Source organism: Amycolatopsis sp. NPDC098790 (assembly GCF_044759945.1).
Classification (GTDB): domain Bacteria; phylum Actinomycetota; class Actinomycetes; order Mycobacteriales; family Pseudonocardiaceae; genus Amycolatopsis.
The window spans coordinates 129,629-151,650 of sequence record NZ_JBIWAI010000002.1 but is presented as its reverse complement, the minus strand read 5'-3'; the positions used below and the strand labels follow the sequence as shown (position 1 = coordinate 151,650).

Genomic DNA, 22,022 nt, shown 5'->3' with positions numbered 1-22,022 from the left:
TCGGCGCCTCAGTGCTTCTTGGGCCGTGCGTAGGTGAAGTGCTCCGGGAGTTCCGCTGGACCGTCGTACCCTCCCGCCGCCCAGTCCTCCCGGTAGGCCTGTCGTGCTTTTTCCGAAGCACGCCTGCCGCTCTTGCGCAGATCACGCAAGTGCGGCGTTATCGGGCTTCTCCGCACCCACTTCTGATCCAGCCCGGCGCGCGTGGACGGCTTCGACCGCCGCGGCTGGCCTTCCCGCACCGTCGGCTCGTAGCGGACCACCGGGATCACCTGGTCACCCGGTACCGGTGGGTAAGCCAGGTTTCCAGCGGCGTCGACACTCCCGTCGGCGACGCGCAGCCGGCCCGACGCGACCAGGTCGTCGACGACATCGGCGAGTTCCCATGGCACCTCACGGCCTGCTTCACACCCGCCGTGCACGAGCGTCGGCAACGTAGTACGGGCGACCACGGCGCACCCGCGCTCATCCAGCAGACCGAGAGTCCGGATGGCGAAAACCACTCGCTGCGCCAAAGTGAGCCGGCCAGATCGGCGTGCTTCCTCGGACCACTGCTCCGGCCCGATCAGCCGGGCCTCCCCAGGAGCGGCGGCAGCTCGGAACGGCTTGGACTCGACGGGGATGATGTCCCTCGTGAGAGCCCGCGGGTCGTAACGGTGGTCGATGGTGAAGCCTTCCACCTCGACCGGTTTTTCGAGCAGAGTCGTGTTCACCTGCACCTTGCTGCTGCCGTGAGCCCACCGGCAGGAGAGCAGGAGCCCGGGGAAGAACTCCCAGACCGGCCAGGTCACCTCACACAGCCGGGGTGTCGCGAACAGCTCGACTTGCACGTGCTGCCGCTCGTGGGTCGCGTCGAGGTCCCGGCCGTCGTGATCGAGGACGAGCCGTACCCGGACCCCGGTGTCGACACCAGCCGATCGCATACGGACGGCTACGCGCTCAGGCACCGGCAACCAGCCTTGCTCCAAGTGCTTGGCCCGGAGCGCGAACTCCCAGCTGCTCTGGCTGTCGGTGACCACGAGGTCGGAACCGAAATCATCAAAGCTTTCGGGGACGTTCGGCGCTTCTGGTGCCGGCTCCTCCTCCGCGCTCACGTCCAGACCTTCAGCCGGCCCGAGAACCTGCACGCTACCTCGCCAGCCGAGGCCGAGCGCGTCGTCGGGATCGATTCGCGCGAAATCACTGCCCGGGTGCTCGGCGCGCCAGACCCCGCCCCCTTGCCAACGGTCGTCGAGCCGGAGGTGGACCCCGTCTCGCAGCAGTCCGGTCGCCTCGTCGCCGTCCCTCGCCACGTACTGTGTGACAACGGTGTTGAAGTGGCACACCGCGGCCGGGTACTTCAGTTCGTTGAGCCGGTCGCCCGCGTCTTCGATCTCCTCCAACAGCCGACCGACCGCGGTGTAGCTGACGGTGCGTCCCGAAGCCCAGCGCCCCCGCCGGGACGGCAGCGGGCTGCGGTGCAGCTGGGCAAGCAGTGCATGCATGTCCTCCCCGCCCAGCGGTCCGCGATCGTCGAATCGTGCGGAGTAGGCGCGACGGCTGAAGGCGTAGTCACCCCACATGTGGAGCAAAGGTTCCCTGGACGGATCGCTGAGGCTCACCAACGCGGCGCGAATCGTCCGCATGATCCCGAACAGTGCTGCTTGGTGCTCCTCGGACCCGGCGCCGTCACCCAGGAGATTGCCGAACTGCATCGGCAGCGCGGCGCTCATCAGCTGGCTACGCCCGCGGGTAAGCAGGTACTGCACGTACAGGGCGCGCTCGTCGAGGTCTGCTTGCGCTCGTGATTCGTACTGGGCTTCGACGACCAGGTGGCCCTGGTGGTTCAGCACACGCTGTTGCCGACGCAGCCGCGCGAATTGCTCCCTGGTGCGCGACAACCCGCTGCCGAACGCGTTGAAGTCGACCACCAGACGCTCCCGGAGCACGGGCGGCGACAGTTCGTCGATCTCGCCGGGCCCGACCGCGCCCGCCGGAGCGCCGGACAGCCAATCGGGGAGGGCGCCACCGGGCCCCAGTTCCCGGTGAGCACCTTCCTTGTAGACCACTTCGGCGAACAGCGGGTCCGCACCGGCCACAATGTTCACCATCGCGCCGACGGGAAGTGTCTCGGTTGTGGATCCGACGTCGATCCCCGGGAATCCGAACAGTTCGACCTGGCCGCCGACGTACCCGCCAGCGACCAGGTCGAACCCGAAGTAGGCGGCGTTGAAGGCCACGTTCACGTGCACCGGCGTCGCGCGCGCCTCGACCAACGCCGCCAAGTACCGCTGGAGACGCTCGAAATCGACGACGGGTGTTCGCTCGGGACCCAGGATCATTTGCGGCGTGATCAGCGGCTCGTGGACGTACGGCTCCCACGGACCGGTTTCGTCATCCCGGTCAAGTAGCGGAGTGTCGTGCCGATCTGCCGCGCCGGGGGGCGTGCTCGCGATCGTCATACCAGTACACCTCCATTCCTCTCCCGGTTCACCGGCCTCCATCGAGCCTGGTCCTGAACAACACGTTCGAGTTCCGCCAGGCAAGCCAACGCGGCCTGCACCTGCGCCAAGGTGACCAACGGGTCGACACCGAAGTGGCGCGACGAGGTCAGCGCCGCCGGTAGCCGGACCTGGGTTCGCGTTCCCGGATTGAAGAACGTGTCCTCACCGCGCAACGCACGATGGATATTCCGAGGGTGCACACCGTGCGGCGCCGCGGTCAGCATCCGGAACACCTGCTCCTCGAGGCGACGGCGTCGGTAGGCCACGTCCGCGGCGCCGTTGCGTCGCTTCCAAGGATCCGAGTTGAGCACTTCTCCTGTGCGGGGCTCGGTCTCGGTCAAGGGTATTCCCGCGTGTTTCCAGCACGCGGAGCAGCGGTTGCCCGCGTGCGTACAACAGTCAGCGGGAACCTCGGCGCCGAAGTAGTCGGCCAGCAGCTCGTTGGCGCAGACGGTGTCCTTTTCGAAGAAGTTGTGCAGTAGTCGTACCTCCTCGAGTGCGCGCTCACGGCCTCCGGAGATGACCGCCTCGAACTCGGCCGGCACCGACGGCAACCCGGTCACCCGGATTCCGGTGACCACCCCCCGGCTCGGCGCCGCCGAAACGTCCAGCAGGCCACGGTCGTGGAAGTCGGAAAGCAGCTGCCAGGTCGCCGCGGCGTCCTCGGACAGCTGCCGGTATCCCGCCACGTGACTGGCCAGCATCGCGTCGAGCGCGGTGATGGACAGCTTGCCGCGCCAAAGTGCCTCGACTCCGCTTCTCCGGACCGGGAGAGCGAGGACAGCCTTGATGACCGACATCTCCAACGGGTCGGTATTGGCTGGGACCATCGGAGTGACGGCAACCTCGCCGGTCTTCACGGCGCAATAGGGCGGGAAATCCCCGAGATCCTCGACCGCGCCGAGCGTGGCGAGAGCGGTCAATGCCCGCAGGACGCCGGCGCGGTAAGACTCACCGGTGTGGCGTCGGCGGGCGTCCGCTTCGCGAAGCCTCCCTTCTGCGACGTCCTCCGCGAGAAAACCGTCTGCGAGGAGTGCCGCGTCCACTACTCCGCGGCTCCTGAGGACTGCAGCCGCCATACGGCGTAGCAGGGGTGCGGGAAGGTCGGCGCCAGCCATGAACCGGGCTGTCCGAAGCCCCCGGCTGGTCAAGAGCGCGAGGCCGACATTGGCTGCCACGGGCTCTTCCCCGTCGGAGGCGGACTTGCTCGGCCGTCCCGCGGCGTCGCGCCCGGCTCGTCCGATCTGCTGGTACAACGCCGCGATGTCGGTGGGTGCCGAAGTGCAGAAGACGGTCCGGACGTCGTCGCGGTCGACACCGAGCCCGAACGCGGACGTCGCCACGATCACCAGTGGCGCGAACCCCTCCTGTCCCTTGCAAGGTGCCTCACGGAACTGCGTCATCACCGAGGCCTTCTCCGCCTCCGTGAGACGACCGTGGAAGCGCAGCACACGGCTTCCGGCCTCGCCGAGGTAATCGCGGAGGTGGGCGTGCATCCCCGTGACTTCACGCACGGTCAAGCAGTAGAAGATGGCATGGCCGTCCAACCGGTCGACCACTTCTTCGGCGAGCAGCGCGGGCCATGCAGGCTGGGCCCGGTCGATGCTTCGCCGGAAAATCGCCAGTTCGGGCCGAATGGGGTTGTCTCGAATTGTGACCAGCACACCGGTCGCTGCCTCGGCGCTCTCGTCCGCCGCGTCCGGCTCCAGCCCGAACACGCTCGCGCGGAGTTCCGCGTGAACGACACGGTTGGCCGTCGCCGTGAGCGCTGTCACGGGTAGACCGTATTCGGCCCGCAGCTCGGCCAAGAGGCTCAGGGCCCGGGTCATCGCCGGGCGGAAGTCGTCCCATTGCACCACGGTGTGTGCTTCGTCGATCGCGACCCGGCTCACGATCCCGTTGGCGACCGCGCTCCGGACTAGCTCGCGGAACCGGCGCTGGCACAGCCGTTCCGGGGACACGTAGACCATGCGAATACCGTGGTCGACGCGGCCTTCCAGCTGTTCGGCCACCTCGGTCTTTCCCGCTCTCGAGCTGGACTCGCGCAACGGTGCGACCAATGCGCGCACGGCTCCGCCGATGCTCCGGTTCAACGCGAGGGCCTGGTCGTGCATCAAGGCCACGAGGGGTGAGACGATGATCGTGACGCCGGGGAGCACCAATGCGGGCAGCTGAAAGCAAAAGCTCTTGCCCGCCCCGGTGGGCAACAACGCCAGGGCGTTCCGCCCGGCCGCCACCGCACCGATCACCTGTCGTTGGGCGCGGCGGAGCTCAGCCGGCTCCTCGGACAACTTCAGCAGGCCACCGATGGACTCCGCGCGGCGGAGCACCTCGGCCTCCAGGGTGCCCGCGCTCCGGTGCTGCCCCACTTCCTCCGGTTTCATGGCCAGTTCACGAATGCGCAGGGTGTACGGCAGGACGGTGTGCACGGACAGCGCTGCCTCGGTGCACAACTCCGCGGCACGCTCGGCCGTCAGGAGCCCGTTGTCGGCGAAGAAGCGCCAGATCCGGGACCAGCCGTCGGCCATCGTGGTGACGTTGCCACCACCGCGTTCCCCGGTCTTGGGATCGTCGCGAAGCAGCCCGTCTCCCAGCGAGCCGAGGAAGGTCCGCCGGTAGGCGCGGCGGATGGCCGTCGCGCCGGCCAGCTTGCGGTCGCTGATCACGACCACTCCGCGATGTCGCTCAGAGCGGATCAGCCGGCCGATCGCCTGCCTGACCTGCAAGGCTGCGAGGGGCAGGTAATACCGCTCGGTCGCCACCGCTTCCGGGTCCTCCAGACGCCGGCTCTCGGCCCGCGCCGCGACCGCGGCGCGGCGCGCTTCGACCAGCGGTGCTCCGAACGGCGCGAACGGCAGCTTGTTGACCCACACCAAGCGCAGGCGCTCTTCGTCGGCAACGTCCACGCCTTGCCAGAGGCCTTTCGTTCCCACCAGGAACCCGCCACCGGCCGACGGGTCGGTGAACTTTTCGACACTGCGGGCATTGCCGAGCACCAGTGATGAATGCACCGGCGTCTCGAGGGCGTTCCGGCGCAGGTTGGATGCGAGGTGTTCGGCGATGCCGCCCGCCGTCGACCGGGCGGTGGTCAGCACCAGACCTCCACCGTCGAAGCCGCCTCGGTGCGGCTCCCCCGCCGCCGGGCGGATCATCTCGCGCGAATACCCCGCCAGCTGATGGGCGACCGTGCGCATCGCCGCGTCCCCCTGTTCAGACCAAGAGGGGAAATCCGAGAAGCAGACCAGCTCCACCTGCCGGCGGAGATCGAACGGCGTGCTCAGCTCCAGGGCCGGGAGCGTGGCGGGAAAACCGAGACGCGAACGCAGGAACGCCCAATCACCCGCGACGGTCAGGGTGGCGCTGAGGTAGAAGGTCCGCGCACACGCGCTGGTGAACTGCCGCCACGCCGGTTCGGCCGGGAGCTCGATCGGGCTCGTCGCGATCTTGAACCGGTAGTGCCGGAGCTCCCCCCGCAATTGTGCCAGTTCCTCGGCGTACACCAGCCGGTTCGACGTTCCCGGTGGCAGGGGCCCCAGTTCGCCCGCCCCGGCCTGCAACGTCTCGTCGTCGATGTCGTCGTCGATGTCGTCGGCCTCGAGCACATCGTCTACCGGCAGGTCCTCGTCGATGGCCTTGCCCGCCACGGTCGCAGCTGTGACCTCGACGATCAGGAGATCGTCCAAGTCAGCGCAGACCCCGTCCAGTTTCTCCGTCAGGTCGGTGGCCCGGGCGAGCAACGCCTTGATCCGCTCGGCCTCGAAGAAGCCCAGATCCCGCTCGTCGACGTCCAAGTACCACCGCACCGTCGAAACCACGTTCCCCAGGAGCTTGCGGAGCCTTCGCAGGAGGCCAGTCACCTGACGGGCGGCCGCGACCCCGGCCTGTCCGGCGTACGCGCTGGCCAAAGTCACCGCCCGGGAACCAAGGAGGACACCGGCGCCGGTCCCGCGGCTGTCGAACGCGCGCGAGACGACTTGCGGAAGTTGTTCGTGGTCCAGGAAAACCGACAGCGCGTCGACGGCGGCCCGGACGCGACCGCCGTCGGCACCGGCGACCGAGCGGCTCCAGACCACCAGCTCGCTGTGGACGTCTTCCACGGCCGCGTACTCGACGTCGCTGGTGAGGGCCGACGTCGCGGCGTCTTCGAGCTGATGGGCTTCGTCGAGGATCAGCATCAGATCGGCACCCGCGGTGCGGACGTGCGCGAGATGAGCGAGCAAGAGGGCGTGGTTGGCGATCACCAACCGATGCGACGACAGTGCTTCGGCAACCGTGTCGGTGTGCACGGCGAGCGTCGTGTTCGCGCCCGCCGCGTAGTCGCCGTTCGCCGCCTGGGACAGGGATCGCAGCCATCCAGGCACTGCCCCTCCGCCATAGGCTGCGAAGAAAGCGGGAAGATCGACCGGGTCCACCGATCGCGCTGTCCACGAAGCTGGGGCCTGCGGTGACGAGAACAGCCTGAGCAGCAGGTAAACGAGCAGCTCCCGGTAGCGGTTCTTGGCTAGGAAACGGCTTCGAACCTGGTGTCCGTGCCCGCCGCCGGGCCAGCCGAGCGCGGTCGCCTCGGCGAGAGCCGAGACCAAGCCACGGAGCGACAGCCGGTTGGCCTGCCCTTTGACCACGTCCGTGCTTGCGACCAGGCCGGGCACCGTGTCTTCGAACCGCACGACGTCGTCGGCCAGCTGCCCCTGCAGCTGCTTGGTGTACGTCGCGATGATCGACGTCCGCTTCGAGGTGCCCGACAGCCAGTCGAGGGACGCTGACAGAACGGCGTAGCTCTTCCCGGTTCCTGTCGGGGCCTCGATGAGGGCACTCGTCCCGCGATCCGCCCAGCGGTGCAGAGCAGTGGTCATCTCGTCCTGCGCAGGCCGGCGGGCCGCGCCTCGGCCGTGGGACAGGGTCGCGAGGGCGTGCGCGTCGACCCGCCCCGAAGCGCCGCGCAACTCGGGTCCCACTTCGAAGGCGGCAGCGGTCTGCACCCGTGCGCGGCGCGGCCGGTGGTCGGCGAGCAGCCGGGACAAGGTCGCCGCCACTTCAGCGTGTCCGTGGCCTCGCGGAGTTGCCGTCCCTTCGCCTCGGCTTCGCGCAGCCAGCCGCCCCACGAGCGACCACGCGGGTGAGTCCGCGCACGCGGAAGCCACGAGACCCCGGAGATCATCGGGCCACCCCGCGACCGTGTCCGCGGCGCGCATAAGCACGCGGGCCAGGAGCGCGCAGTCGTCACTCGCATCGTGCCAGCGCAGATCGCTGTGCGAGACACCGAGGTCTGTGGCCAGCGGGCTCAGCCGGTGCGTGCGGGTGTTCGGCCACAGCGCGAGGGCCAAGTAGTAGGCGTCCACCAAGGTGTGTTCCGGCGGCTTGACATCGGCGCGCCGGAAGGCGTTCTCGAGGAGGACGAAATCGGACTCGGTGCCATTGTAGGCGACGAGCGAATCAGCTCCTTCGCAGAAGCCGGCGAACTCCTTGAGCACATCAGCCGCGGGGAGCCTGTTCTCGGCGTGCCGCTTCGCGACTTCCGCCGAGGTGAACTCCCAAGTGGCGTCCGGCAGTTCAACGTACCGGGAGAAGGAATCCCCTTGGGCCACCCAGGCATCATCCGTGCCGATGCGGCGTGCCCCGATTTGGTAGATGCACGTCTCGGTGTACGGCTCAGCGGCGATCGGCCGAACCATCGAATCCACATCGACAACGACAGCCCGCAAGATGTCGGCACCTGGGGCGGCCGGCTCTGTTGGTTCTCGCGGTTCCGCGGAATGACCGACGAGAATCCGGCCACCGGACTCCACGAGGGCGCCTGCCGCGAAGGCCCTATCCAGCAGCTCGGAAAGGACGCGGGGCCGCATCCGGAACCGCTGTTGGACCAGCATCGTGATACCGGCCCGGTCGAGTGGACCGTCTTGCCGAGCAAGCAGATCGACGAGCCTGCGGACATCAGGCGGGAGTGCGGCGCCGGTTGCGCCAAGCGTGTCCCGATCGGCCCCCGCTGCCATCCGTTCCTCCTCTGAACCACGCGATTCGACCCTGCTCCCCTCGCTGGGGGTATTCCGCCACTGTCCGGACCACATGTAGATCGCCACAACCGGTAGATCGTTTCAACCCGCCAATCACAGTTCAGTCACGCCCGAACTCGCGCCGCACCGTGCAACAGTGCCCTACGAACAAGCGGTGTTCTAGCGCACCGGCGGGACACGGTGAAAACAGCGACGGAGCGGTCTCTCCCGAGTAACGCTTGGCGTGGCGAACAGCTGAGCAACCCCTTTCAGCAGCATTCGCGCGCCGACATAGTGGCCGAGAGCCGGCCAAGCCGGGGACTTCGGTGGTAAATGACATCTTTTTGTCTACTTCCGCGGAACTGGCCGCACGCTCGTCCCACATTCGCCGCAAGATCACCCCTTCGGCCGATCGCAAGATCCCTACCAGCGGCGATACGTCGGGCGCAGGACACGTACGCGCGGCTCCCAGACCTCGTGGGCGGCCAGTCCCGGCGTTGGCTCGCACTTCTTGTCGGTAGGCAGCCCCATACTGGCGCTGTTAGTCCCGGGAGCGGACGCGACAACTGTCCAGGCAGGGAGGGTCCTGTGACCAAATCGAGCGCCCCGCCAGACCAGTTACAGCGCTGGTGGCGGCAGGTCATTGCGAGCGATTGGGCAGCTTTTTCGCAGCACAACGACCTGGTTCGTGAGCGGTACTCCGCATTGCTCGCCGCGCTCGAGGAGCTGAGCACCCGCGGCCCCCAGTCGACGCTGAGCGAGATCGGGGAGAGGCTGCGCGCGGTCGGGTTCCAAGATCCGCTGACCAACGTCGAACTGCGTGATCTGCTGGACCAGCTCGCCCAGTGGGAGTTCGCGAAGCCGTTCCGCGACTTCGCCGCTCCACTGCGGAACCTCCATGGTGTCATCAGCCGGCAGGAGGCCTGGGCGCTGACCCGCCGGGGCCGCGCGATCGTCGCGGCCGTCCGCACGGCGGTGCTCTCCGCCGATCGCGCGCTCCAGCTGCCGAGTCGGCTGCTGGACAGCGTCGAAGACACGATACGGACGTTGCTCGGGCACGCCGGAAACCAGGACGAGCACGGGCTGCTCGACGCCGACCTGGGCAACGTCGAGACCCGCATCGCGGAACTCCAGCGCGTCACAGCCGACTTCTACGACGCCCTCGGTCAGCTAGTCCAGTCGGACGTGACGAAGGACGACGTCTTCGACGGCAACCGCGACCGGGTCGTGGAAGCGCTTCGGCAGTTCGCCCGAGAGTACGACCGAGCGTTCGTGCGCGTCGGCTCCGCCCTCGAGGCTCTGCGGCAAGACGGCCACCAGCACGTTGTGCAATGCGCTGTCAAGCACGCCGGGCTGCTCGATCCAGCCGCGCAGCAGCACTGGGTGACCGACCGGGTCGCCCTGATCTCCGCGCTGGAGGCATGGTTCGTGCCCGGCGGCAGTGTGCACCGACTGGTCGAATCGGCGTATGGGGCGGTGAACACGCTGCTCAATGCGGTCGATAGGCGGTACAACGCTCGGCTGCGCGGCTCGGATCTGGCGGTGGACTTCCGGCTGCTCGCCCAGTCCTTGCACCGGCAGCCGGACGATGATGCGGCCCGGCAGGTGTATGCGGCGGCTTTCGGGGATTGGCCCGCGTGGCACGTCGTATCTGGTCCGACCGAGGAGGACGTCGAACATGCCACCAGCGCCGCAGCCGGCCAGGCCCAATTCGGCGTGGATCTGACGCTTCGCGAGCACGAGCGGCACGGCCCAGCGGGTGGCCGCCCGCGCAAGGTCGTGGATGCCGGCCCGCAGCGGAAAGCGGCCTTGGCGGATGCTGCCGCCCAGGCCGAACACCGACGGCGCTGTGCCGCGGCCCTGCTGACTCCGGGAGAGGTCGGGCTCGAGCACTTCGCGGGCCTCGACGGTGAGACGGCTGCCGTGCTCTTCGACACGATCCAGCTCGCCTTGGACATGGTGGAGTCGGCGACAGGAGTCGGGCAGGCCGAAGCGGACGAGGCCGGCGTGCTGGTGAGCGTGCGGCTGGCCGGCCGCGGCGAACAGGTCACCGTGCCGCTGGCCGAAGGCGAGCTGACCGCGCCGCGGCTGCTGGTCACGGTGGTCCCGGCCGGGGCAACGATGCCGAGCCCGGAACCGCCGGCCACCGGCCGGCCCAGGAGGGTCGCATGAGGCACGACACCCTGCTCCACCCGGATCTCGCCGAGAGCGCACGGGTCCTGATCGCGCAGGGCAGGCTGCTTGCCGAGCGGGAGCCGGAGCTGTACCGGAGCGCGAGCCGCGGCCGCGCCGAGCTCGCCAGGTTCTTCCACACCGAACTCGGCTGGACGCTGGAAGTGCTCGAGGCCGCGGACCTGATCCGGCTGCACAAGCGCCGGGAGGACGTCCCAGGCGCACGCGGCTTGCGAATCCGTCGCGAGGGACAAGACCCGGTGCCGGCGTCGCAGCTGGTGTTGGTGCTGTCTGCCCTCGCCTGCGAACAGCTGTGGCGACGCCCCCGGATGACCCTGAACGACCTGCTGCAGTCGGTGGCGCAGGTCTGCGCGACCGACAGCGAGAGCAACCTGCTCCCGCGGTTTCCCGTCGTGCCCGGTGACGGGGTGAGCAAGCAGGAGGCACACCGCAACCGGCACAGCCTCGTCGACGCGCTGCGCCTGCTGCAGGCCGATGGGACCATCGCCGTCGACCGGTCGCTCGACCAAGCCGCCGGTGATGGTGGTGACGCGGTGGTGTCCGCATCCCGGGACCGCTTGACCGCGAAATTCTCCTCGCTTTCGCCGTCGCTGCTCAACCTGGCGCAGCTGCCGCCCCGCCGGCACGCCTCGGCCTTGGCCACCGACCGGATCACCGAAGACGACGAGCTCCCCGACGACCAGGACGAACCCGACCTCGCTGAAGGCCCCGAAGCCCGGCGCGCCGCGCGGAGTGAGATCACCCGGCGCCGGCTGCGGGCGATGCGACGGCTGGTGGACGACCCCGGCGTCGACCCGGTGGCCGACGACTACCTGCAGTCGTCCACCGGCCGCAGCCGTGCGCTCAGCGTGCTGCACGCCCTCGGCCTGGTGGCCACCGTGCGCCATGACTGGTGGCAGGTCAGCGACCCGTCCCAGCTGGGCAGCACGCTCGACTTCCCGAACGGCAGGCGAAACGAACGTCAGGCCGCGCTTGCCCTGCTCCGGCACCTGAGCACCCGGGATCCGACGCTCGACGGACGCGAGCGCTTTGTGGCGATCGAGGAGATCGTCACGTTGTTCGAACAGGTCAGGGAGGACTTGCCACGTTGGGCGGCGGCCTACGGCGGGCAGCTCCGCGCGCTGGCCAAGGCGGCGGCGAACGGACTCGTCGACGCGGGTTTCCTCGTGGCCGAGCCGGCCGACGATGTCCCGGAATCGCGGTGGCGGCCCACTCCGGCGGTGCGGATGTGGCGGGTCAGGCTCCACATCGCCTCCGGGGCAGACAGTGCGCAGAGAGCCGTGAGTCCCACCCTTTTCGACGTCCCGGAAGGAACCGTCTGATGCCTACCGCACCTCAGACCGACCACGGCGCGCCGGCCGTGACCGGGCGCTGGCAGCCGACCCGCGCCGGCGTCCTCAACAGCTGGAAGTGGGCCGACGAAGAGTTCCACTTCGCCGACGGCTGGCTCGCGTTCATCGGCCGCAACGGATCAGGCAAGTCGCTCACCGCATCGCAGCTGGTAACCGTCCTGCTGGACGGTGACACCTCCCAGACGGCATTGAGCGTGTCCGGGCGGGCCGCCGGCACGCTGCTGAACAGGCACACCGACAACCGCGACCGGGAGGACAAGACCGGGGTCTGGTGGCTCGAATACGGCCGGACCGAGCCGCACACCGGCCGGACGGAGTACCTGACGACGGGCCTCTGGCTGCGCTCGTCCGGCCAGGCACTGCTGCGCGCGTTCTTCCTTGTCCCCGGCCGGGTCGGAAACGAACTCATCCTGCACGTCGACCGCAACCCGGCCGGCATCGACAGCGTGGCCGAACAGCTCGCCGCACACGGCGGCGAGTTGTTCACCGACGCGCCGCGGCTCAAGCCCAAGGCGGCCGCACACCTGAGCACCATCGGAACCGAAGCCGGCTACCGGACCGCGGTCCGGACGCGGGTCTTCGCGCCGCTCGACGAGATCCAGTACGACGCCCTGCTGAGCGTCCTGCGGACACTCCGCAGCGTCCGGACCGCGGAAAAGATCTCGGCCAAGGACATGCTCACCGTGCTTACCGGCGCGCTGCCGGCGCTCGACCAGACGCGGTTGACCGAAATCGCATCGGCGATGCAGCGCATCGCCACGCTGGAAACCCAGCTGGCCGACACCAGGGAACAAGCGAAGAAACTCGCCGACACCGACCGCGTCTACGAGCTCTACCGGCAAGCGGTCGCGCTCACCGTGGCCGCCGCTCTGCGCTCGGCCAACACGGAGTTCGACAACCTCACCCGGTCGGAACGTGCAGCTGAGAAGAAGCTCGAGGACGCGAACGCCGCGATCGAGCAGGCACAGTCCGCGCTCGACGAGGCGAGCCACAACCTGCAGTTGCGCGAAGGTGACCACCGGGCCGCGGAAACCGCGGTCCGCGATCACGCCGGCGCCGAGCTGCCGCATAAGGAAGAACGAGCCCGCAGCCTCGCCGACAGCGCCGACGCCGCGAAAGAGCGCGCGGGCCAGGCAGTGGTAGACGCGGCGACCGCGGCGCAGGACGCCGCTACCGCCGCGCAGGACGCAGTCGACGCCCAGCGGAGCTTGACCAAGATCACGCAGGAACTCAGCACCACTGCGGCGAAGGTCCAAGCGGAAGGCGCAGTGACGAACCTGGCCGGCGCCGCTGCCGAGCTCGCGAAGGCTGGCCAGCTGGATCCGGAAACCGCCGCGATCGACGTCGCGGCCGAAACCCTCGCCGAGACTCCGTTGGCCTGGACGGAAAACCGACAGCAGAAGATTAAGAACGTGGCCGCGGCTCTGACCGGAGTCGAGACGGCCAATGGCATCGCAGTCGCCACCGCCGAGCAGCACCGCAAGGCGGAGGAGGAGGCGGACGGCCACCGGGACACGCTGAACGAGTGCGCGGCTTCGCGGGAAGAGGCCGAACGACGTCTCGAAGCCGCCGTCGTCGCTTGGCAGATGTCGGCGACGCACTTCCCCGCGGTGCCCGATGGACTATTCGACCCGGACCCGGTCGACGGCCGGGTCGTCCCGGACCGGCTCGTGGACTGGGCCGATCAGCAAGCCGCGTCGATCAGGCAGCGGCTCGACGCGGCCGGACACGAGATGCTCAAGGTCACCGCCGAGCAGCTGCGGGATCAGGCTGTCCAGGACGCGGCAAACACGCGTTCGATCGCGGACCGCACTGCGCGTGAGGTCGCGAGGCAGCGCGCGCGGGAAGCAGCATATTTGCAGGAGTCGGACGTGGCAGCGGCACAGGATGCCGAGAGCGCCCGGGAGGCCGAGACAGAGCACGCTCGAGAGGCCGAAGCCGCCCGGCTGTACCGTCACGAGCACTTCGTCGAGCAGCTCGACTCGACCGATTCGGCCCTCGACGAGCTGCGCGGCTGGCACGCCGGCGTCGAGCAGTGGCGATCGGCGTTGCGGCACCTCGACCCGACTTCACTGGCTGGCGCCCTGCCTTCGATCGATGCGATCTCACAGCTGCGGATCGACCGGACCGGCGAACAACTCACGCGGATCGCGTTGCCGGTACAGGTGTCCGAGCAGGCCCTTGAGCTGCTCATGGGATTCGACGACCAAGCGCTGCGGACTGCGGCGGGTAACGCGGGGCAGGTCGCGATCAGGCGGATCGACGGGCAGATCGCCAAGGCCGAGGCCGTCGTCGCCGGACTGGACGAGGAGCTGAGCGCTGTCGCCGCCGAACTCGAGCAGGCGCGGCAGAAACCGGCGGCACCGCCCGTTCCAGTATGGCGCACCCGCGCCGACGGTCATCCTTTGTGGACGTTGGTCGATTTCCGGCCTGGCGTCGGCACGCAGCGGCGGAATGCGTGCGAGGGCGCACTCCTGGTGGCGGGGCTGCTCGATGCCGTCGTCACCTCCGACGGCCGGGCACGCGTGGGCGACGTCGTCCTGTCCGGACGGGAGCAGCCGACCGGCCGGACGCTGGCCGATATCCTGTCTCCGGAGCCGGAGTCGCCGGTCGCCTCCGGCCGGCTGAACTCCCTCCTGCGCAGCATTTCGCTAGACGAGACGGACGCCGGTATCACCATTGTGCGGACCGGGGTGCTGACCGCCGCCGCGCCCGCGGGATACGTCACCCGCCACATCGGCGCGACCGCGCGGGAACGAGCACGGGCCGAGCGCGTCGCCCGGCTCGAAGCCCTGCACGCCGAATTGACGCAACGCCGTGAGACCGCGGAACTTGACGTTACGCGCCAGCAAGCCGTGCTCGCCGAAGCGGTCGACGAACGGGACAGCCTGCCGTCATCACGGCCGTGGCAGGAGGCTCGCACCCGAGCACAGACCGCTCGACTGAACGCCGGCCGAGCTGATGGCGATGCCACGGACCGGCTCGCGAAGGCGGAATCGGTGCGACGAGCGGTGCTGGACCGCTTGCGGGAGAACGAAGCTGCTCGGGACCGGGTGCTGAGCGGCATCCTGGCTGAGCTCACTGCCGCGGTGGGGAAAGCCGAGACGGCGTCCGAGGCCGCGGCGGCCGCGGCGGAGCACCTCGCCCAGCGCAACGAAGCCACAGCACAAGCCACAGCCGCCTGGCAGGACGCGGTCCGCGAACAAGCGAGCGCGGACGAGCAACGCGCCGGGTTCCCACCCCTCACTGCGCTTGTCACCGCACGGGACGACGAAGACGAAGCCACGAAGCAGTTGCAAGGCGCTCAACGGAACGTCCTGCGCATAGCCGAGCAGCTCGAGTACACCCGGCTGGAAACCCGGAAAGCGCTGAAGGCGCTGAACGAGGCGGTGGACCTCGGTGGCGGCCTGTCGCTCCCCGCCGAACGCCGGGCACTGGAGGCATTCGCGGACGAGGTGAACCACTTGGCCGTCCAGGTCCGCTCGTGGATGGAAATCGTCGACCGGACACAGCGGCTGCGCACCCAAGCTCGGCGCACGTCGGAGACCGCGGCCGACCAACGCCGGCGAAGCCGCACGGCCCAAGGCGAGGCAGCGAAAGCCAGTGCGGCCGCAGTGAGCGCGCAGGCGGAGGTGGAACGACTGCGCGAGCTCTACGGCGGGGCCTATGAAGAACTCCGCCGAGCTCTCGAAGAGATGATGCGAGCCCATCAGGCTGCGCGGGAGGAGGTCGACCGGATCAAGGACAAGATCACGCGGGCCGAAGTCGCAGCGGCCGGCGCGAAAAGCACCCTGGAGGGAATCGCACCGCAGCGGCAACAGGCCGAAGACACGCGAGAACGCTGCCTCGCCCGGATGTACCGGCTGGTCGACGAATCGGTCGTGCCCGTGGCTGGGAACATAGCAGTCGACGACGACGGCCGGCCGACGAATCTCACGGCCGCGCTCGCCTGGGGATCCGCTCTGCTGGCCACGGAACCGCGCGGGCACAGCCGGGAGGAACTCACCAAGCTGCTCGAGAACCGACGCCTGCGACTGGAGGGCGAAGCGAGGAAGGTCAGTGCGGCGCTGACCCGGTTCGACCGGCAGGTCACGGTGCAGACGATTCCCGGCACCGACTGGCGCCGCGCGGTCGTCGCCGCACCGGACGCCCTCAGCGGAGAAGACCTGCACGCTACGGTCCTGACCTTGCGCCAGACGGCGGAACAACTGGAGAACGATCTCCGCGGCGACGTCAAGTCCACACTCAAGACCAGCATGTTCACCGCGCTGCGACGGGAAATCGCCACGCGGCGGACCGCTGCGGAAGACCTCGTCCGGCAGATTCGCGCCACCCTCGAAGACGTGCGCACGGGGGTGGCGCGGGTCGGCGTCGAGGTCGACTGGAAGGTCAAGAAAGACCCCGACGCGGAGCGCATGATCGACCTGGTGAAGGCGCTGCCCTCTGACGAAACGTTCGAGCAGATGTACGAGGTACTACGGCAACGGCTCGAGGACGCGAACGGCGAGACCTGGGAGGCGCGCGTCGCACACACCTTCGATTACCGGGCGTGGCACGAGTGGGTTATCAAGGTCACCCACGCGTCGTTCGGCGATGGCAAAACGGAAACGTTCCGTGCGCTCACTCCCCGATCGAACCCGCTTGCCTCCTTCAGCACCGGCGAAATGCGCCTCGCGACGATGCTGCCCCTGCTGGCGGCAGCGTGGTCGATGTACGAAGCCCCGGGTTACGCAGGTCCGCGGTTGCTGTTCGTGGACGAGATGAACGCCGCGTTCGACCCGCAGAACGTGCGGAAGCTCCTGGGCCTGCTGCGCGAGTGGAACTTCGACGTCCTCTCCACCGCCCCGGAGATGAGCGCACTGCTGAAGGCCGAGTCGGGCCGGGTGATGATCGCGCAGGTCACCCAGTCGGGCTCGGTGGGAGTGTCCACCCCCTGGCTGTGGACCGGCTCCGGGCAGCCGGTCCTCGTCGCCGACCGCTTCGGCAGCGCCGAGGCCCGGCCATGACCGCGGCGGAGCTCCCGGGAGCCGCACGCGCTCTGGCCGAAGACACGGATCTCGCTCCGCTGTGGCAGGCGGTCCACCAGCGGCTGTGCCAGCTGGACGACCCCACCGAGCTCGCCACGGTCTCGGTCAACGGGCTGTCCGCGGCCGGCGTCGCGTTCCTGCGCAGCTGGCTCGACACCAACACTCGGCGGCGCCGCGGGAAGTCGGCGATCTCGCCCGCCGAAGGCGTGGCCAAGGTGCCAGTGCGCGAGCTGCTGGCCAGGCTCGGTGTTGCCGCCGAACACCTCCCGGCCATCGCCGAGCTGGCGACAGGGCTGCCGGTGGCGAACCACGCGGCCGGACGCGCCGCGAGCGCAGCCGCACGCGCGGCGCTCTGGACCGAAGTCGGGCGCACCCTGGCGGCCGTGCCACTGCTCGCGCAGCGGATCCGCGCCGCCGGCGTTGCGGACACCGACATCGACTCGGTCCGGACCGAGTCACGGCACCTCGCAGCAGCCGTGGCAAAGATCGATCGGCTCCGCCGGCCGGGCGTTCCCCCGGTGACGCTGGCCAAACTGGCTCATGACTGCACCGGCGACCCCCACGGTTTCGACCTGGACAAGCTCATCGGTCGGCGCTTGGTCGAAGCCGTCGCCGAACGGGCCGGCGAGCCGATCGCGTCCCGGCCCGACGCAGTGAGAGCGCTGCTGGCGCGGTCGGGGGTGCTCGCGGACCGGCTGTCGTCCTCAGTCGTGGTGCTGAACCTGCAGGCTTCGGGCACCGGCGTCGTCGACGAGCGGCTCAGGTTGGGCGGCGCCCCGGTACCGCTGACGCTGTTCGACCTCACCGTCAACCCACCGACCCTGATTGACGAGGCTGTCTTGGTCGTCGAGAATCCGTCGGTGATCGAAGCGGCGCTGGCCGCGGGGTTCACCGGCCCGATCGCTTGCACCAGCGGGCACCTGCGAGCAGTCGACCACGCGTTCCTGCAGCGTGCGATCGACTGCGGGGTACGGTTGAGCTACGCGGGTGACGTCGACCGAGACGGACTCATCATCGCTGCCCAGGTGCGGAAGCTGTACGGAGCGAGGATCCTGGCAATGGACCACGCCACGGTAACCGAGGCGAATGCCGCCCCGTCCGCGGTGCCGCTCGGGCCATTGCCCGAGGAGACCCCTCCCGAACTGGTCGCCGCTTTGACCGACCGCGGGCGAGCCGTCTACCAGGAGCACGACGTGCTCCTGAACGTCCTGCTGGGTGATCCGCCTGCCGTCGCCGCGAATGACGACCCGCTCAAGACGGCAACTGTCCAACGGCACATCAGCATCACGACGGTAGACCCGAGTCGATGACCGCCCTAGCGGACGTCGTTGCCGCACGAATCGCCGCAGATCGCCCGGAACGGTTGACCGGCGGCGGATTCTGCCCAGGAGCTCTGACCAGCACCAGAGCACACCCCATGTCGCGACCTGCCCGAAAAAGCACAATCTGGCCACGGGTGCCTTCAAACTCGACCGACCCAAGTATCGGCCCCGACCCGAAGAGATGCGACACCGCATCGTCGGAGCAGCTCAGACCTGGCTGAGTCTGACTAGCTCCGACTACAAGATTCAAGACGTCCCGGAGATAGAAGCGAACATTTCCGCTCCCAAGCTCGCCGTCCTAGATGAGGTGCAGGTAATTCCCGACCGGTCACTTCTGGGGCTACCCAACCCGGAAATCCGTTGGCCGACAGGAGGGTGGCGGAAGCCCGTCGTGGCCGGTCGGGCCACACACGTAGTGTGTTGCTTCGCCAGCAGATCCGCAGAGCCAATTTTGGAACCCACGCGCGCGTGATCGACCGCGGCCATCCCTACGTGAGCGTGGCTTCCCAGAACAGCGGCAACCGCGCCGTGCGCAGGAAGGCGTTCACCGGCAAGGCGATGAATCACGCCTCAGCTGACTGACACGGCCTCGCGTCCGTCCGCACGGATTAAACCCAGTGTCCGAGGACGATCTTACTCGACAGCAACAACTCTTAGCTTCTAGATGCTGGGCAACTAAGCAAGCGAGTCCGCGCAATCATCTACCGCACTGTCCTGACTGAAAGGTCGCGGAAGATCTTGCTCGTTAACCACACGCATCAGCTTGGCAGGAGGAAATCCGGCTTTTGCGCCAACATGCGTGGGCAACCGGGCTACATGACCGCGGACGACGGTGCACCACGAGACTCTCGGCGCCAGCCACTCCGCGCGCCGGCTCAACGAGCTGGACGCCGTCCCGGTCGCGCAGACCGAACCCACCGCGCCCGCCGCGGCTCACTGGCCGCCAAACGTCTGGCCGTCCGCTGGCCCGACGCGCCCGTCAACGCCCCCCAAGACGTCGACCTAATCATCGGTCCCGGTCGGCGGCTGGCGCTGACCGGCCGCTCCGGCGCGGCAAAAGCACCGGTGATCTTGGCGCTGATGCGCTATCTGGCGCCACCCTCGGACCGAGTCCTCCTCGACGGCGCGAACACCCTCGCCTTCAACGGCGGCTCAGTGCGGGACCAGATCGCCTGGTGTGAACCGGAAACGCACCGGTTCGACAGCACCCTGCGCGAGCACCTCCGCCTATCCCGGCCTTCCTCGCCCGGCTTCGAGCTGATCACCGCGCTCGAACTGGCCCAGTTGGGCGGCTGGTTCGCGCAGTTGCCCGACGGTCTCGACACGGCACTGGGCACACGAAAGCTCGATCATCGAGACGAAGCGGAAGTCCGTGTCCGCACCCGGATCACGACAGACTGCCGCACCTCCGCAGTCGATGTCGTCAAGGTGCCGCACGGGAGGTCTTCGGACTGACCGCTGACCGGCTTCCGTCATTGATCTGTCTAGGAGTTCCCCGCTTTCATCGCTAAGGTCCAGGCGAAGAACACCTGCCGCGAGGAGGGGATGTCATGAGCGGGAACCGCGACTACACCCGAGGTGATCGGGCCGCTCTGATCTCACTCAGCGCGGGAACATGCTATTGGCCCGCCTGCTCGGCACCGATCGTCCAGTGGGTCGAAGGTACCTACAAGATAGCGCTGGAGATCGCGCACATCTGCGCGTTGAAGCCTACAGGCGAGCGGTACGACCCGAAAATGACCGATGAAGAGCGCGACGCCTTCAGCAACCTGATCTTTCTCTGTCATGCGCACCACCAGGTGGTCGATGAACGCGGTGCCGCGACGAGGTGGCCGGCGGACCAGCTGCGGGCTTGGAAGGAAGAACGGGAACGCAGCGGTATCCAACAGCTGCGCGGCCTACGACATCTCACCGAGGACCGGCTCGCCGAAATGATCGGCGGTGCAGTCGAGTCCCGGGACGAGGATGTCAAGAACACACTTGCCAGGCTCGAACAGAGCGACGCCGAAGCGGCTGATCTCATGAAAGAACTGCGCGACGAATTGCACGCGGCCCAAACTGCCGGCTCGGCGATCAATGTCGACGCCGTCGAGATGCTGTACCACGCGGCCGGCCAGCTGTCCCACCTGCGCGACAGCGCGGAACTCCTGCACAACGCCGCGAGCGAGCTCACCCCTCTGGAAGGCAATGTGAGCGTGCTCCGCGAAGCCGCCGACAAGCTTGGCCACCTCCCCACCACTGTGGAAAACCTACAGAGCACCACCCACGAGCTCGTCAACGTGGAAACCAATGCCAACGCTCTCCAAGAGATCGCTCACAGACTGTCCCATCTCCCCACGAGTGCGGAGCGACTCCAAAACACCGTCGGAGAACTGACCAGGCTGGAAGGCAACGCGAGTATTCTTCAAGAAGCCGCCGGCAAGCTGGCCCATCTTCCCGTCACCGCGGAGCAGCTGCAGGCCGTTGTCGATGGACTCGACCGCCTCGAAAGCAGTACCAGCCGGCTTCGGAGCGCGGCCGCGGACATCCGCCGGGCGGTCGACGGCTTGGACGACCACAGGTAGCAGACTCGAGGGGCTCGCTCACGGGCGAGTCCCTCGATGTCGTCAGCCCTCCCAGATCCAGTCGCGGATCTCGGGCAGGTCCTCGCCGTGCGCGCCCCGGGCTGGTCGCGACGAGCACCAGCTGGAACCGGTCCGTGTGGTTGAGCACCAGCATGTCGAACGGCGTGGTCGTCGTACCGTGCTCGGTGTAGCCGCACACGTGCATGTCGTGGTGGTTGGTCCGCCGGTAGGCCAGGCAGTGGATCAGCCACGGATAGCCGTGGTAGGCGAGGATCACTGGCCAGTCTGGCGTTGCCAACGTCATGACCCGCAACAGTTAGCTGCGTGATCCGCACCCGGATCTCCCGCACGCCGGTCATCATGAACGACACGTCGTCGACTCCGTAGTGGCCGGTGCGGTTCGCTTTCGCCGCGATTCCAAATGCGCTGTAACCCATGTGCGGCATGACCCCTGGACGGTCAGACCAGGGGGTTCCCGAGTGAGGTCGACCGTCACCGATAATGGGCGGTGGTACGTCACCGGCGTCTCGGCCGGGCGCGGCTAGGCCCGCTGCCGGACGAATTCCCGGTACATCCGCTGCCCATAACTCTCAGCTGCTGCTTCAGTGCCGGCGTGACCAGCCGTCCGGTAGGACCGATGATGGGCGACCTCGTGGAAGATCGTCACCACGGCGGTCTCCACGTCGAGGAGCGCCAACCTCGACAGCACGATGAGCGGCCAGCCCCGGGCACCGACGAGCGGACGACCGGATCCGTCGTGCGGGCTGGCCCCGTAGGCGGGCCGACCATCGGTGCCGGGCAGCGTGGCGACGCACTCGATGTCATAGCCCTGCACGCTCAAGCCACAGCGACCGAGCAGTGCCCGCACTTGCCGGATGTTGGGTCGCCGCACTGCGTGGCCTGTACCTCGCCGGTGTCGCATCGTGAGTCCTCTTTCCGCCGTGGTTCCGGGGTAGCCGGGACTCAGCGCAGCAACTGGCCGGACAGCCGGTCGATGGATCCGGACGCACGCGGACGATGTCGGATGGGGCGAACGGGTGAGGGGCGAAGTGCAGCCGTAGCGCTCACCGCCCGCCCATCCGTAGGCTGTCCGG

Annotated in this window: 11 protein-coding genes and 1 pseudogene; 8 read left to right on the top strand and 4 right to left on the bottom strand. The window is 68.3% G+C overall.

Annotated features, from left to right (window positions below):
• Positions 1–8: 8 nt before the first annotated feature.
• Entirely contained in the window at positions 9–2,438 is a 2,430-nt protein-coding gene (locus ACIQWX_RS14765) for a hypothetical protein (RefSeq protein WP_400869975.1), read from the bottom strand.
• The gene (locus ACIQWX_RS14760) at positions 2,435–8,152 is read right to left on the bottom strand and encodes a DEAD/DEAH box helicase (protein ID WP_400869972.1); all 5,718 of its coding nucleotides are present in this window, start codon (positions 8,150–8,152) and stop codon (positions 2,435–2,437) included. The genes ACIQWX_RS14765 and ACIQWX_RS14760 overlap by 4 nt, the downstream gene beginning before the upstream one ends.
• Positions 8,153–8,233: 81 nt before the next feature.
• Here ACIQWX_RS14760 and ACIQWX_RS14755 point away from each other — a divergent pair, with 81 nt between their 5' ends.
• The 8 genes from ACIQWX_RS14755 (at position 8,234) to ACIQWX_RS14720 (ending at position 20,928) form a co-directional block, all read left to right on the top strand.
• Positions 8,234–8,485, top strand: a complete 252-nt coding sequence (locus tag ACIQWX_RS14755) for a hypothetical protein (protein ID WP_400869969.1) — start codon at positions 8,234–8,236, stop codon at positions 8,483–8,485.
• A gap of 573 nt (positions 8,486–9,058) precedes the next feature.
• The gene (locus ACIQWX_RS14750; RefSeq protein WP_400869966.1) at positions 9,059–10,642 is read left to right on the top strand and encodes a DUF2397 family protein; all 1,584 of its coding nucleotides are present in this window, start codon (positions 9,059–9,061) and stop codon (positions 10,640–10,642) included.
• Positions 10,639–11,985, top strand: a complete 1,347-nt coding sequence (locus tag ACIQWX_RS14745) for a DUF2398 family protein (RefSeq protein ID WP_400869963.1) — start codon at positions 10,639–10,641, stop codon at positions 11,983–11,985. Before ACIQWX_RS14750 ends, ACIQWX_RS14745 begins: the two co-directional genes overlap by 4 nt.
• Positions 11,985–17,021 (top strand): SbcC/MukB-like Walker B domain-containing protein, encoded by a 5,037-nt coding sequence (locus ACIQWX_RS14740; protein WP_400869961.1) that lies wholly within the window; start codon positions 11,985–11,987, stop codon positions 17,019–17,021. The genes ACIQWX_RS14745 and ACIQWX_RS14740 overlap by 1 nt, the downstream gene beginning before the upstream one ends.
• On the top strand, positions 17,018–18,352 hold the full coding sequence (locus ACIQWX_RS14735; protein ID WP_400869958.1) for a DUF2399 domain-containing protein: 1,335 nt from the start codon (positions 17,018–17,020) through the stop codon (positions 18,350–18,352). The genes ACIQWX_RS14740 and ACIQWX_RS14735 overlap by 4 nt, the downstream gene beginning before the upstream one ends.
• Before the next feature lie 429 nt (positions 18,353–18,781).
• Positions 18,782–18,946, top strand: a complete 165-nt coding sequence (locus ACIQWX_RS14730; RefSeq protein ID WP_400869956.1) for a hypothetical protein — start codon at positions 18,782–18,784, stop codon at positions 18,944–18,946.
• Positions 18,947–19,180: 234 nt separating this feature from the next.
• Positions 19,181–19,819: an ATP-binding cassette domain-containing protein gene (locus ACIQWX_RS14725; protein WP_400869954.1), complete on the top strand. Its 639-nt coding sequence runs from the start codon at positions 19,181–19,183 to the stop codon at positions 19,817–19,819.
• 95 nt (positions 19,820–19,914) lie between these two features.
• Entirely contained in the window at positions 19,915–20,928 is a 1,014-nt protein-coding gene (locus ACIQWX_RS14720; protein WP_400869951.1) for a hypothetical protein, read from the top strand.
• 42 nt (positions 20,929–20,970) lie between these two features.
• Here ACIQWX_RS14720 and ACIQWX_RS14715 read toward each other — a convergent pair.
• Together ACIQWX_RS14715 and ACIQWX_RS14710 are read right to left on the bottom strand one after the other, a co-directional pair.
• Positions 20,971–21,226, bottom strand: a pseudogene (locus ACIQWX_RS14715) (phosphoketolase); the annotation flags it as partial.
• Positions 21,227–21,469: 243 nt separating this feature from the next.
• The gene (locus ACIQWX_RS14710; RefSeq protein ID WP_400869948.1) at positions 21,470–21,796 is read right to left on the bottom strand and encodes a hypothetical protein; all 327 of its coding nucleotides are present in this window, start codon (positions 21,794–21,796) and stop codon (positions 21,470–21,472) included.
• Positions 21,797–22,022 lie beyond the last annotated feature (226 nt).

What these genes read in the sequence shown, in the direction of transcription:
- ACIQWX_RS14765 (WP_400869975.1), bottom strand. Translation starts at nt 2,438, where the DNA reads ATGACGATCGCGAGCACGCCCCCCGGCGCGGCAGATCGGCACGACACT.
- ACIQWX_RS14760 (WP_400869972.1), bottom strand. Translation starts at nt 8,152, where the DNA reads ATGGTTCGGCCGATCGCCGCTGAGCCGTACACCGAGACGTGCATCTAC.
- ACIQWX_RS14755 (WP_400869969.1), top strand. Translation starts at nt 8,234, where the DNA reads ATGACCGACGAGAATCCGGCCACCGGACTCCACGAGGGCGCCTGCCGC.
- ACIQWX_RS14745 (WP_400869963.1), top strand. Translation starts at nt 10,639, where the DNA reads ATGAGGCACGACACCCTGCTCCACCCGGATCTCGCCGAGAGCGCACGG.
- ACIQWX_RS14740 (WP_400869961.1), top strand. Translation starts at nt 11,985, where the DNA reads ATGCCTACCGCACCTCAGACCGACCACGGCGCGCCGGCCGTGACCGGG.
- ACIQWX_RS14735 (WP_400869958.1), top strand. Translation starts at nt 17,018, where the DNA reads ATGACCGCGGCGGAGCTCCCGGGAGCCGCACGCGCTCTGGCCGAAGAC.
- ACIQWX_RS14725 (WP_400869954.1), top strand. Translation starts at nt 19,181, where the DNA reads ATGACCGCGGACGACGGTGCACCACGAGACTCTCGGCGCCAGCCACTC.
- ACIQWX_RS14720 (WP_400869951.1), top strand. Translation starts at nt 19,915, where the DNA reads ATGAGCGGGAACCGCGACTACACCCGAGGTGATCGGGCCGCTCTGATC.